The organism is Grimontia marina, assembly GCF_900060185.1.
Taxonomy (GTDB): domain Bacteria; phylum Pseudomonadota; class Gammaproteobacteria; order Enterobacterales; family Vibrionaceae; genus Enterovibrio; species Enterovibrio marinus.
Window position 1 is genome coordinate 39,524 of the sequence record NZ_FIZY01000016.1, and the last position, 13,727, is coordinate 53,250.

The window sequence follows — 13,727 nt, forward strand, 5'->3', positions numbered from 1 at the left end:
TGTTGCGAGCAATGCCACCAGGCTTATAGGTTGACTTGCAGAAAGTTCCGCTCACCTTCATGTTGGATGATCATGGCACCGGTTTTCCGTCGAATTTTATCAAGCTGTACGTCATCCAGTGCATAAGGAAGCAACACATTCAGAGCTTCAATGTGCTGTTTTTTAGCTTCTTCCACTTGCGTGACAAGGTTAGACACATCGCTGTAGAGAGATGATAGTGAGTGTGACACTGAAAGCGTAAACGCTTCGCTTGGAAAAAAACCTTGGTAGCTTTCGGCATGACGTCGCCTGAACCGGCTGAGCTGTGAAGTTATTGCCTCCAAAAACGTCCAGTGTTGGCGGCTGGATTCACACAGAAACTGGGTGTAATCGAAGCTCACGACGTGCGAATTGTGCTTTTCTGTACTGTCTAAATATCCCGTCATAGCAAATCCCGTTGCTTCTTATCATTATAGAGATATTCCAGGCGGCTTTCTCTGGTTCAACCCTTCGCTTTTTGGCTCCAGTATTGGCAAGCAAGGAATAAAGTGAATAGCCAGATGCGTTGCAGAAAGCCTGCTTGGTTAATGTTTAATTTATCACCCACTATATGCGTTTTTCGCGGTTAATCTCGCAAATAAACAAGAACTTTGGGGTTGATCGGCGAATAGTTTTTCTTGCCCAGAAAATCCACCAATCTTCTCTACAGCCCTTTAACACCATGTTAAAGGACGCCGAAAAAAGGCTACAAAAAAACCAGCCCTTGGGCTGGTCCTTTAAACGTATTGTCTTTAGTCGTAATTAAAGTGCTTTGTACAGAACTTTATTCCCAGATTGGATACGCTCTACAGCACCTTCTTCAGCCAGTTTCTTCAGCGCACCTGTCGCCCAAGAAGCCGCTTTAGATTCTTCCTGACCCGCAGCCAGACCGATACCTTTAGGATTGATACCTTCAGCGTTCTGACGGACGATATCCAGCACTTGCTGCTGTTTAGGGGTCAGTGAAACCTCTGCTACCACTTTTGCGGGTGCTTCAGGTTTTTGCTCAACTACCGGCTTTTCAGCTTTAAACGCTCTTACTGGCGCCTCTTTCTTCGCAACAACTGCTGATGCAGATTTTGCTGCTTTAATGTGTTTCTGAAGCTTAAGTTGAACTTTACGTTTGTGAGAGATCTTCATTAAATCGTCCTACTCCGACGTACTGCATTGAATATTACCGACAGTCTTCGAAAGCGAATACTCGTTCCAAAAGCCCGTTTGGGAAGGCAAAAGTGTTGTTTTACTTCCCTAAACTAGCCTTTTATAACCACTTCGGTATCAAGCAGAGTTAAAAACAAAGCGCGTTTTATATCAAAATTCACCCGCGTTTTGTAGCACTAACAACGATTGAGAACGAAAGTTGAGCCAAGTGTCGGAAACTACACTTTATTTTGTTTGGAATTCGACCGATAGTATTTATACCCAAACAAACTGAAGGTGCAGGATTCAGGTTGTTTGGGTTTGTCATGCAACGAAGCTTTGGTGATCGAACTAGGCTTTATTTTAGTAATGTATAAAAAGTATCAGACCAAGTGAATAGACGATTGCTGATTTACCCTCCCCACCAACAGGTAGGCAAATACTTCCGCATCGCTGTGTTAATACTGGCGATGGTGGTGGTGACCTCTATTTTGCTCAACCCTCAGGTAAAACCTGTACCCGCGTTCATAGGGTTATGCCTACTGGGTTCGTTAGGTGTTTACATTGGCTATATCATCGACCAACAATGTATTTCTTTCTCTCTTACTGACATGCATATCCAGCACCACACACCCAAAGGTGGTTGGAGTCTAAAATGGCGTAACATCTATCAAATCGGCGTCCCTTCTGTTTCCCAGGAAGGCTGGCATCAATCCCTTCCCTGGTTTGGTGTCAAACTGAAAGATTACGAACCTTTCCTTGAAGGCATCAGCTATCGCCTTGCTGGCCATATCATTATGGAACAACGTGGGTTGTTGCTCAGCGCTTACAGACGCGCAGAAGAGCCTGTGAGCAGCAAGCTGGAAGATATGATGTTCGACGATACGCCTTACATATCAAAAAGCGGCAGAGTCTATAAAGGGCTGGTTGCCATGCTGGCAAACAGGATGAAGTATACTCGGGAGTTACTTGGCTATGACGTGTTCGTCAGTGAAGACTTATTGGATAGGCCGCTAGAAGATTTTGTGGGATTAACAAGACAGTACTTGGCTTCTGCAGGCAGAACACCCGCAGAAAAATAAGGTATTGTTACTCGGCCATTACCAGATTGGCATGTTATCCGCGACATATGGATTTTGCTGACGCTCAATACCAAAAGTTGACGTTGGGCCATGGCCAGGCACAAACGTGATGTCGTTACCTAGTGGGAACAGTTTCTCTTTGATGGAGCTGATCAGCGTCTCATGGTCTCCTTTCGGGAAGTCTGTACGGCCTATACTGCCGTTGAACAGCACATCGCCCACCCACGCCATACGATCTTCTTCACTGAAGAGCACAACATGGCCCGGAGTATGGCCTGGCGTGTGGATCACTTTCAGAACGCTTTCACCCAGTGTGACTTCATCACCGTCTTCCAGCCATTGGTCAGGGTCAAATGCCTCAGTACGCGCAAAACCAAACATTTCGCTTTGTGCTGGCAGTGCCTGTAACCAGAATGCGTCCTGCTTTTCAGGGCCAATAACTGGCACATTGTAGGCATCTCGGATTTCTTCGGTACCGCCGACATGGTCCAAATGGCCGTGAGTCAGAAGCACTTTAACTACGTTCACGCCAAGCTCATTCACTTTCGCGACAAGCTTCGATACATCACCACCAGGATCGACCAAGGCCGCTTCATTGGTTTTATCACACCAGATGATGGAACAGTTTTGTTGAAACCCTGTTACAGGAACGATTTCGTACTTCAAAGACATAAGAAAATCCGTATAAATGCAAAAATCAGCGAAAGCATACCATGCACGCGTTCTCATTTTAACGAGAACCGTTCCATTAAAACTTCGCCGTTGTATTCCATATCATCAAATTCATGAAATTTAATATGATCAAAGGATTGGAGCAATAATTGTTGATTTTGTCATCAGTTTGAAAACTGTCTGACACCACTATGTCACCCATCTGACAACTCCCCTTCATCTAAGCGCATTAACTTTATCTTCGAAGGTTGATTTGTTTTTATCATCAGATGGATGCCTATGAACAAAATCTCAGTGCGTACCGTGTGGATTTCAGATCTACATTTGGGAAACAAGGATTGTAAAGCGCAATACCTGCTCGATTTTTTAAACCGACATACCGCAGAAACTATCGTTCTTGTTGGTGATATCGTCGACTTCTACTCTATGAAATCAAGCCATCACTGGCCTGAATCGCACAGTCAGGTGCTTTCGCTCCTGCTCAAGCATGCCCATGATGGCACACGCCTTATTTACATACCCGGAAACCATGACGCTGCCGTGCGTGATTACCTCAAGTTTGATTTTGGGCATATTGAAGTGCGCTCCCGCTTCGAACACGAAACCGTCACCGGAAAGCGTATTGTCGCCGTTCATGGGGACGAATTCGACAACGCAGTTTGCCACAACCGCCTGACTGAAATTGCGGGTTACATCGGTTATGACTTCCTACTGTTCCTCAACAGATGGTGGGAGAGAATTCGTCGTAAAGCCGGGTTCCAGTATTGGTCCCTCGCGTCTTACATCAAATCCAAGGTGAGCTCTGCGAATGTGGCCATTCAGCGCTTCGAAAATGCGGCAGTGCAGTTCGCGCGTCGCCGCGGTGCTGATGCCGTCGTGTGTGGGCACATTCACCATCCCGACATCAAGCAGTTGGAAGGCACTTTTTACTTCAATGATGGAGATTGGATTGAAAACTGTACCGCGCTGATTGAGCAGCATGACGGAACAATCCAACTCATAAGGTGGACAGAAAAAACCACATTGTTAGCTGAAACCGAAGCCTTTATTGATCCAGAAATGATCAAACTGCGCGAAGAAAAAGAATGTATTGAAGCCGCATGATTTCCAAATTTAGGATATCAAAGGCACAAGGACAGACATGTTTAACATTGAAGATGTAATCGCCCAAAATTACCCAAATATTGCTGACAAACGCTGGATTTCTCGCCCTGTCAGCTCTACACTCCGCCGTTTATTTCATGAAGAAGCTTTCCAGGATTTTGCTGAAAAATACCCTTATCTAAAAGGCTTCGAGTTTGTTGAACAGGTACTGGACTATTTTCACTTCAGTTATGCCACCAGCGATCGCGAACGAGAGCATATTCCTTCGACTGGCCGAGTTGTCATTATCGCCAACCATCCGATTGGTTCACTTGATGGACTGGCGCTATTAAAGCTGGTTCGCGAAATTCGACCCGACGTCAAAGCCGTTGCCAACAATCTGTTGATGCAGTTGGAGCCTATGCACAACTGCCTGCTGCCAGTGAACAATATGTCTGGCAAAACACCGAAAGAAAACCTGCGTAAAATCGATGAATGGCTCCAAAACGAAGGTGCACTTATCATCTTCCCTGCAGGTGAAGTGTCGCGTTTAGGTCCTACAGGTGTGAAAGACGGCGCCTGGCACCACGGCTTCTTGAAAATGGCGACTAAAGCCAAAGCACCTATTTTGCCTATTCACGTTGATGGCAGAAATTCCGCCGTTTTCTATGGCGCATCCATCGTTTACAAACCCCTTTCTACCCTGCTTCTGGTTAATGAGATGTTTGGGCAGGAGAATAACACTATCAATCTCACCATTGGCGAAGCCATTCCTTTCACCAGTTATCACGCCAGTGCCAACTTGCCTTCCAAAACCCGCGTCAAGCTCTTCAAAAAGCACCTCTACAGCATTGTAAAAGGTAAGCACGGAGAGTTCCCTACCGAATCAGCCATAGCATCTCCAGAGCCACGGCTAAAACTTGCGAAAGAGTTGGAACAGAGCGAATTACTAGGTGAAACGCCAGACGGGAAAGCCATCTACCTCTATCGTTACAAAGACGAATCTCATGTGATGCGAGAAATTGGCCGATTAAGAGAAGTGGCATTTCGCGCGGTGGGTGAAGGCACAGGACAGCGTCGTGACATCGACAAATACGATCAGCACTATTTTCATTTGGTGCTTTGGGATCCGAAAGTCATGGACATCGTCGGTGCTTATCGCTTCTGTGATACACAGGCCGTTATTGCAAAGCATGGCCTGAAAGCTGTGTATACCCATACTTTGTTCGACTATGGTGATGGCATGTCCAATGTGCTTGATAAGGGTTTGGAGCTTGGCAGAAGCTTTGTACAACCAAAGTACTGGGGTAAACGTAGTCTGGATTATCTTTGGTTAGGAATAGGCGCATTTCTGGCGAAGCACCCTCACTACCGTTATCTGTTTGGTCCAGTCACGATTAGCAATGCTCTGCCTCAGGCAGCCAAAGAATTGCTAATTTTCTTCTATCGAACATACTTTGGCACTCACGAGACTATCGCGCGTTCTAAACGTCCTTTCAATCTCGATAGCCAAAAAGAACACGAACTGCTCGCTCACTTCTGTGGTGATGACTACCAGAAAGATATTAAGACGCTCAAGATGCTGCTTGATAATCTCGGAACAAGTATTCCAACGCTCTACAAGCAATACAGCGAACTGTGCGAACCGGGTGGTGTGAAGTTTCTTGATTTCAGTATCGACCCTGACTTTGCCGACTGCATCGATGGATTGGTGATGGTCGATATCAACAAACTGAAAGAGAAAAAGCGATGCCGCTATATTTATCCACATATAAAAGAAGTCGAATTTGGATAAATAAAAGGAAGAGTAGAAGTAGAAAGGCGCCGAAGCGCCTTTTTTCTTAATCTGACACTATGACCAGCTCCGGATCGGGCCAGTATCAATATGGATAAAGCCACTGCGTGGATAATAACCCACTCCACCTGCTTTTAGTTCCAGCGCCGCATTACGTAGCTTCGACAATGGTACATCTTCAATAAAGAAGTCGATGGCTTGCCCTGTCATATGGTAACTCTTTTTAGCCTGACCACCGCCGTTTTTACGCAGCATTTCATTAGTGGCTGGCGAGCGATAGCCCGACACCATAGTGATCGGGTTTCTTGCATCTACTAAGTCGAAGATAGCGGCAAGTTGATCATAAAGCTTCGGATCCATATCGGTAGAAACATTGCGTCTGTGATCACGGCATAGCTGGTTCAACACAGCCAATTCTTTATCTACATACTGCTTACCGTTGAAATAACAAACATCTGCATGTTCGCCAGTATTAATGCTTAGCATGTCCAAATTTCGTGGTTTTCCGACTGCCAACGGCAGAGCGAGCGCCGTTTGAGGTAAGGCTGCCGCCACTAAACACGCCGCACCGCCCAAGACTAGGCGACGACGTTGGGTATCCAAACCGTTCATAACAACTAACTATTTCCCACAAAGTACTAAAAACAAAATCAGACTTGCTAACTACGCTGAATGTCGCGCTTTTCCTGTAGCAACTCTTAAAAACAATTGGAATCTATCGATAATGAAAACGTATATCAAACCCTCATCCGTCTCAAAATCGAGCAAAAAGGTGTAAAATTCAGCGTTTCCTGATGATTTTCAGTTGGTTTTTGAGATTGTCAGAGAAATGTAAAAGTCTGTAATTGTGGTATGAGTCACTAGGGGCTGTTGACCTTTGGTGGTTAAATTTTGTTCTCGCTGTAAGCGTTTTAGGCGCGGCGAGGTGTGTGCCGCCTAGTCATTCTAAGCAAATACACCTCAACAAAGCATAAAACGCTTAGAGTACGGGACGCGCAGTCGAACCCTTCGGGCAGCGTTTGTGGGGAATTTCTGCTGCGTTATCGGCTTCTCATGTAGGCTAGCTACACATCGAAGCCTCTACCTTGCATAAAACCCCCACAAACTGCTGCAAAAATCATCACCAAAGATCAACAGCCCCTAGGACACATACCACAAATCGAGTCTGAAAGGCGAAATCTACTGGTTTTGCGCAGTGAAAGAGAAAGAAGAGGAATTACGCTTTGGACGCGTGTCATAGTGGTAAACATCCTCACGAAATTGCACTTCACCTTCATCATTCACCCAAGCAGTTTGATAGATGGTATGTACTGGGATTTTCTTGCGCAACGATACCCATTTGGTTTCTGGAATTCGTCGGTAGTATTCGTAGTCACCAAACTTAAGGCCAGACCGCTTCAACAGAATTTGCGCCAATACTTCGGCTTTTTGAACACGGATACAACCTGAACTGTAAGCTCGGCGCGATTTGTTAAACAGCCCTTTTGCTGGCGTATCGTGCAGGTAAATCGCATTGCCGTTTGGTGTATTGAATTTATATCGACCCAGCGCATTAAAATTACCTGGTGACTGCTGAAGACGGTAAGGGAAGCTGTTGGGACTTACCGCTTCCCAATCAATCTCTTCAGAAGAAATCACAGAGCCATTTACCCAACTGCTCAGTACCGTATAGGAGTGCTTGTCCAGATACTCGTTATCCTGCTGCACTTTGGGCAGAATGTCCTCACGCATGATTTTCACAGGCACATTCCAGCTTGGGTTGAAAACGACAGAATCAAGACGTGATTCAAAAAGAGGCGTTCTTCGGCTTGGGCGACCTACGACGACTTTGCTGTCCAGAATAAGCTGGCTGTCCATCCACAATTCCATTTCATAATTTGGAATGTTTACCAGAATGATTTTCTCACGCTCCGTCGGCCAAAGGCGAAGCCGCTCCATGTTTAAGGCAAGGAGCTGGATGCGGGTATTTACCGACATATTGAGCCAGCGGCGTGTTTTATTCCCAATCACGCCATCACGCTTAAGACCATGCTGCGCTTGAAAACGCTTTACGGCTTCAACCAAAACAGCATTATAGAAGCCCACCCGTTCTATTTTCAGGCGCTGAGCATCGTAAGTGCTCAGAACTCCCTGACGTTCAAGGTTGGTAATCAGGTTGTCAGCATTTTTCAACTTGTCGCCATGGCGAATAAGACCGGTCTGGAGCACTTTTGGCCAGTAAGTCGACTCCTGATCCTGCAGCGCCACGATGGCTTTCGCCATCTCACGATATTGTTGCGTGTCAGGACGGAGATTGAATACATAGTCATACAGGTCATTCCTGCCCGCTGACACCGTCAGCTTATTGATTTGCGTTTGCGTTGGGCGAGGCAAAGCTGTATCAATATCAGTACCAAAATACCAGCTCTTACCAAATTCAAGCACTGACTCAGTGTAGCTGATAAGCGAGAGTAAACTGTCTGTCGCAAACACATCATAGGCTCGCCAATCTGCACTAGCCCTCAACTCGCGAAGGATCACTGCACGCCATTCGAAATCCTGACTGATTCCTGCAAGAGAAATGATATTGATTTGGGTTTCAAGTTCGTCTTTCGCTCGGTAATCGTGCCAGATGGGTGCGAAAGAGAAATACTCATAAATGTTAGCAAGGTCTTGAGAATACGTGACTAAACCGGGCTCTGACTCCGCCTGCTGCACCCAGAGCACTGCTTCTTGAGAAGCAGTTTTGGGTGATTCTACTGTTTCCAATGCGTTAGCCGCCAAAGGCATGGCAACACATACAAACAGTGTCTTGATTAGCGTACGAGCAGAAAACATGCGCTACCTCCAGTTAGAGATCATAGTATGGCAAATGGCGCAGTTTTCGTTGGCGGAATTTTTATGAATATTGGAAAACAATGGGTTAGAAAAGTACCAATCTAAAGCATGATCCAATGATTATCCCAAATCACATTAGATGATTGAAAGATCGTGCTTTTTTTATAATCTTGAATAACTACTCTTCCACTACCTGCACTGAGAGCAAAGTGATCCTTCGCCGCAGCCGCTCCGGAGGCATCAACCAGTGATCCCATCTCGATGAGTACGCCCGAAGCTAAGTCCCAAATTCCAAAACAATTTCCGCGTGGAGAGGTCGCAATGATCTGCGATTCTGTACACGCAACGCTGCCAATGTATTGCTGAAAACGCGTCCACTCTTCTCTACTGGCCTTCAAGGGCGAAATGTCACGTCCTTGTTGTTTTATTGCCAATAATGGAAGGATGTTCTCGGCATCTCCCTGATATTGCTGCGCGATAAACACAACTCCCTCTGGACCTGTCGCCAGATGACGAATACTCAGTTTTGGGTCTTCTAAGGTATATCTCTCAGTGACTAGTCCTGATTCGATGTCAATCATCACTAATGAAGGCTGCATCGAATCCAGATTCAGTTTCTTCCTGCCTTCAGTGCGAATTCCACCAACGGCTACCGCCATCGTGTTGCCATTAATCACCTTCATTTCATGGGGACCGACACCAAAGCCGGAAATTTCACGCATTCGCGTTAGTGAGCCGTCCCGATTGGTGTGATAAACACCAATACTCCCCTCACTACTTGCTATATCTCCTTCCACCACAAAGAGTTGGTTGCCAAGCACATCACCATGTCCGTAATAAAATTTTTCAGAAGGCGGATGAGTGATATTGCGCACGCCTCCTGTTTTCAGGTCAATGGTTTGAATGAAGTCACCAGGGCGCCGGGCAAACACATAGGCAAGTTGTTTGTTGTTACTGATTGCAATGCCGTGACCACGGCCAGGCAATGGTGTCTGAAAGCAAACCCCGCCGCTTGTATTTACCGCCGTCACCGCATAATTTCCATCCGTTGTTTTGGCACACCCGAGAAACGCAGGCTTCGCTCTTTCTGCTTCACTTTGATATACGCGCCATCCACCAGCCATGACACCTGCTGTAAGCAGCCCCACAGAAGACAACAACATGCGACGACGCTTCTGACTTACATTCACGGCTTAATCTCCATCCGTCGAGTTGAATCCAACCACCAACCCTAATGTTGGCCCTACCTCATCGCTCATTGCGGTTTGCAGGTAATTGATGTGGTTAGCAACAACCATCAGCGATTGATAGCCAAATTTGTCTGCCAGCAGCGGCCCCATTGCTGGCATAGTTGGCACGCTTTCAACTGCCATATCGAAGTGAGATTCCAGACGGGTAGCAAGTTCTACATGCCCTTTTTCGACTAAAAGCGGTTGAAGTGTTGATTCATATCTTTTCTGCAAAGAGACCAACCCAACTCTCAGTAATTCATTGGATTGACCTGAACGCCATGACTGTGCTTGATAGGGTTGTGGAAAGCCCGGCTTACCCATAGGCAATGACAAAGTTTTTGAGATCGCGTCAAGCTGAGAGGTCAAGCCACGAAGGGTTTGTGCTTCCAATTGCTTTCCACTCGCACCCCTCCAAGGATTAGATTGCCAGGCACTAACCAAAGCTTCTGAAGATTGTACAGTACGATTGACAACCGACACGGTCAGCGGACAGCGTGTTGCTGTTGTTGCCACATCGGCCTCATCAAATAGTAACCACTCGATTGCCCCTAGCCCCTGAACAGCAACACTTTGCCCTGAGAGTTCATCCGCTGTTGGAATCGCTTCTTTCTTCAATAGCTGGTTCAACTTACGACCAGTGGTATTTTTCTTATCTGGATAAAACTGAATATTCCAACTGACCGACATTGCAGCTTCGTTACCGGAGTTACCTCCCACAAAAGGCTGCCACGCTTTGATAGCTTCTAACCACAAATGCTGCGCCTGCATCAACTTTTCTTCAGTTGGCGCATCACATAGTGCCTTAACACTTTTTTTTAACGCTTGCGAGGCGTTGAGAAAGCGGTTAGCAGAGTGCTTTTGCAGCGCCCAAATGGCCAATTCCTTGTCATTCAATGCTGCTTCGCTGAAACAACCCGAAAAAAGTGACGCCGTCACGAAAAGTGTCAATATTTTCATTTTTACTTTAACAGACATGGCTGCCACTCCTAAAGCGAATCAAGAAAAGCGATTAACGCTTCACGTTGATTTTTATCAAACCCAAGCACTTGCTGTTTACTGTTCTCAGCTTCACCACCATGCCACAGAACCGCTTCCATTAAGTTTCTTGCGCGTCCATCATGCAGATATTCAGTGTGTCCGTTCACTTCTTCCGTGTACCCCAACCCCCACAATGGCGCGGTTCGCCATTCCAGTCCGTTAGCAATGAATTCACCGCGGTTGTCTGCCAACCCTTCGCCCATGTCATGAAGCAGCAAATCCGTATAGGGATGAATGGTTTGATTGCTCAAGGCTGGCCTATCAGCGCGTTCCCCGGTCTGAAGCGTTGATCGGTGGCAACTTTCACAGCCTGCCTCGGTGAAGAGCTTTTCCCCAAGTTGTACTTTGGGCTCGTCGAGATTTCGACGCATAGGGACTGCTAGATGCTGGGAATAGAACTCAACGAAATTAAGCACCTTTTCTGTTACTTCAGGGTTACCGCCATTTGGCAGCCGTTCACAGAGTGTTTGGGCTGAAGTGCAGTTCTCCGCTGGGAACAAAGCGCTGGTTAAGCCAAGATCGCCATTAAATGCAGCCGCGTTTTGCTGCATCAAGGTGGGCTGGCCAGCTTTCCACCCAAAGCGGCCAACGACGGTTTTTTCCTGCATAACATCCCACACCTCATTCGGACGCCCTGATACGCCTTTGCCCTCTTGGACTTGGGCTTCAGCAATACCCCTCATCGTTTGCTCAGTGACAGACTCAAGCAAACCAAGACCAATCATAGGTGGCGCGACACGAGCAGACTTCTCTATCTGAGGGTGCATGTCTCCGTAACTGAGAGCTTCGATAGTTACGACAGGTTTTCGAAGCTCTACCGAATAACCGTCTTTGAACGTTTCATTGTGCTTCTCGAAACGCAGGGCAATCCGGCCCTCTGGCTTCTCCCCCGGAAGTGCGAAGTCCTGGAGTTGGCCGCCATAAACCGGGTCAGGAATGTTACCTGACATGATCAGCGCCTTTTTCTGGGCATCTGTCATTGCCGGAATACTAAGGCGGATAAGCATAGATACGGCGTTGTCATCGCCCGGTTTGGGTAAATGACCGCGCCCATCTTTGATATGGCAGTTCTGGCAACCATTGGTATTAAACAGTGGACCCAGTCCATCCCTTGCATCCGTCGAAGCAGGCGCACTTACCCAAGGGTTTCTGAAAAAGCTGTTACCGACGCTGAAGTCGATTCGCTCAATCATAGGAAGATTAGTTGCGGGTTGAGAGAAGGCATTGACACCTTGCTTGTTGGTAGTCGTATCTCCACCAGACTTGATAGTAGAAGCGTTTACAGAACAAGCAATAACAGCAAATGTGAGTGGAATATATTTCATAACGACATTGAAACCAGCTAAACGACAGAAGCCTCCCCAAGGCCTAGACCCCAGGGAGGCTTAATAAAACATAAGAATCAAACTCAGAACTGATGATCAGCGCTGTCAGGGTTTAAGTTGGAAATCCCTAATTCCGCAGCGACCGTTTCAATGCTGCGGGTTTGTTGAACCAGTGCCGAAATGGCGTTGTTCACCAGTTTGTTACCATCGGCATTGTCGGACGCAATCAGTTGGTCAAAATGCACATTGTCTTTCTCAGCAGATTCTACGAGTTGGTAAACGGCAGTGCGGGCGGAATCGAAATCTGCTTTGATTTGTGCAGCCGCTTTATCGTTGTTCTTCTTCACCATATCCAGCAGTGATGGACCAGTCAGTTCAGAACCATCAATACGCTGATAAGTGCCAGTTAATACGTTGTAGATGCCTTGTTCGTTGTAGTAGTGAGAGTTGTGCGTGTTGTCAGAAAAACAGTCATGCTCATCTTCCGTCGAGTTTGCCTCTAACGCTACTTTCATGCGCTCGCCAGCCAACTCACCGAGTGAAAGAGAGCCCATACCAAACAGCATCTTGCGCAGACCGTTTGTGGTGTCTTCTTTCAAAAGAGTTTCGCGATAGTTGCCTGACTCGTTCGCAGACCATTGCTTTTCCATCCAAGTTAAATCTTCGATGAGCAAATCAGAAGCTGCTTTAAGGTACTCACGCCGGCGGTCACAATTGTTGTTGGTACATTCTTCGCCGTATGCGAAATCAGTATATGGACGTTCACCAGCGCCAGATTGTGTGCCATTCAGATCCTGCCCCCACAGTAAAAATTCGACCGCGTGGTAGCCTGTTGCCACGTTAGCCTCGGAGCCGCCAAGTTCGTTTAGGGAAGCTAGTAGATCGGGGGTAATCACCTTAACATCCAACTTCTCGCTGCCAACTTGAATATTAGTGTTGGAAACAATGTTCGCGACGGCACCACCATTGCCTAGCTCATACTGATAATCTGTAGCTACATAGTCGATCAAGCCTTCATCCAACGGCCACGCATTCAGTTGCCCTTCCCAATCATCAACAATCGCGTTGCCAAATCGGAAAACTTCAGACTGTTGGTAAGGTACACGGGCTGAAACCCAAGCTGCTTTTGCAGCATCGAGGTTGGCTTGAGATGGAGATTCTATGAGTACTTCAATCGCGGAATCCAATTTTACTGCTGATTGATGTGCATCACTGTATACGGCATGGGCTAAATTCGCGTAGTGGTTAACCACTTCGTCAGGCGTTGCTGCCGTCGCGGTGGCTGAAACTGTAGAAAGAACCCAAATAGAACAGGCAATCGCCAAAGGAGAGCGCTTCATAATCATTCCTTGAATGCGTGAGGTTGTAACAAATTGTTTCAAGCAACGACAATTATTACATTTCCATCATAGTAAATTCAAATGATATTGATAGTTTTTATCATTTAGATTGCTAAAGGCCATATTACTCTTTGAAGTTATAGGACTTTCACTATATTTCAAAGAAGAGTGAGAGGTTCAGGGGA

12 protein-coding genes are annotated in these 13,727 nt (G+C 46.6%); 3 read left to right on the forward strand and 9 right to left on the reverse strand.

Annotated elements, in window-relative coordinates:
* Nucleotides 1-23: 23 nt before the first annotated feature.
* Nucleotides 24-425: a hypothetical protein gene (locus GMA8713_RS10295; RefSeq protein WP_062708893.1), complete on the reverse strand. Its 402-nt coding sequence runs from the start codon at nucleotides 423-425 to the stop codon at nucleotides 24-26.
* A 355-nt stretch (nucleotides 426-780) separates the two neighbouring features.
* On the reverse strand, nucleotides 781-1,158 hold the full coding sequence (locus tag GMA8713_RS10300; RefSeq protein WP_062708896.1) for a hypothetical protein: 378 nt from the start codon (nucleotides 1,156-1,158) through the stop codon (nucleotides 781-783).
* Nucleotides 1,159-1,550: 392 nt separating this feature from the next.
* Between GMA8713_RS10300 and GMA8713_RS10305 the strand changes: the two genes are divergently transcribed.
* A complete protein-coding gene (locus GMA8713_RS10305) occupies nucleotides 1,551-2,240 on the forward strand; it encodes a DUF2982 domain-containing protein (protein ID WP_062708899.1) in 690 nt (229 codons plus the stop codon).
* Nucleotides 2,241-2,258: 18 nt separating this feature from the next.
* On the opposite strand, the gene GMA8713_RS10310 is transcribed toward GMA8713_RS10305, so the two are convergent.
* Entirely contained in the window at nucleotides 2,259-2,912 is a 654-nt protein-coding gene (locus GMA8713_RS10310) for an MBL fold metallo-hydrolase (protein ID WP_062708901.1), read from the reverse strand.
* A gap of 279 nt (nucleotides 2,913-3,191) precedes the next feature.
* Between GMA8713_RS10310 and GMA8713_RS10315 the strand changes: the two genes are divergently transcribed.
* Nucleotides 3,192-4,016: a UDP-2,3-diacylglucosamine diphosphatase gene (locus GMA8713_RS10315; protein WP_062708904.1), complete on the forward strand. Its 825-nt coding sequence runs from the start codon at nucleotides 3,192-3,194 to the stop codon at nucleotides 4,014-4,016.
* A 37-nt stretch (nucleotides 4,017-4,053) separates the two neighbouring features.
* Nucleotides 4,054-5,790 (forward strand): bifunctional ornithine lipid synthase OlsF, encoded by a 1,737-nt coding sequence (gene olsF / locus GMA8713_RS10320; RefSeq protein ID WP_062708907.1) that lies wholly within the window; start codon nucleotides 4,054-4,056, stop codon nucleotides 5,788-5,790.
* A gap of 57 nt (nucleotides 5,791-5,847) precedes the next feature.
* Here the strand turns inward: olsF and mepK are convergent, their stop codons facing one another.
* From mepK to GMA8713_RS10350, 6 genes are all read right to left on the reverse strand, one after another.
* Nucleotides 5,848-6,402: a peptidoglycan L,D-endopeptidase MepK gene (gene mepK / locus GMA8713_RS10325; RefSeq protein WP_062708909.1), complete on the reverse strand. Its 555-nt coding sequence runs from the start codon at nucleotides 6,400-6,402 to the stop codon at nucleotides 5,848-5,850.
* Nucleotides 6,403-6,969: 567 nt separating this feature from the next.
* Nucleotides 6,970-8,607 carry a L,D-transpeptidase family protein gene (locus GMA8713_RS10330; protein ID WP_062708913.1) on the reverse strand — a complete coding sequence of 546 codons (1,638 nt, stop codon included), beginning with the start codon at nucleotides 8,605-8,607 and terminating at the stop codon, nucleotides 6,970-6,972.
* A 101-nt stretch (nucleotides 8,608-8,708) separates the two neighbouring features.
* Complete coding sequence (locus GMA8713_RS10335) at nucleotides 8,709-9,797, reverse strand: DUF1513 domain-containing protein (RefSeq protein WP_198159485.1); 1,089 nt, start codon at nucleotides 9,795-9,797, stop codon at nucleotides 8,709-8,711.
* A gap of 3 nt (nucleotides 9,798-9,800) precedes the next feature.
* Nucleotides 9,801-10,814: an imelysin family protein gene (locus GMA8713_RS10340; protein ID WP_062708917.1), complete on the reverse strand. Its 1,014-nt coding sequence runs from the start codon at nucleotides 10,812-10,814 to the stop codon at nucleotides 9,801-9,803.
* A gap of 11 nt (nucleotides 10,815-10,825) precedes the next feature.
* Nucleotides 10,826-12,202 (reverse strand): di-heme oxidoreductase family protein, encoded by a 1,377-nt coding sequence (locus GMA8713_RS10345; protein ID WP_062708920.1) that lies wholly within the window; start codon nucleotides 12,200-12,202, stop codon nucleotides 10,826-10,828.
* 83 nt (nucleotides 12,203-12,285) lie between these two features.
* Nucleotides 12,286-13,542, reverse strand: coding sequence for an imelysin family protein (locus tag GMA8713_RS10350; RefSeq protein ID WP_062708923.1), 1,257 nt, complete (start codon nucleotides 13,540-13,542; stop codon nucleotides 12,286-12,288).
* Between the last annotated feature and the right edge of the window lie 185 nt (nucleotides 13,543-13,727).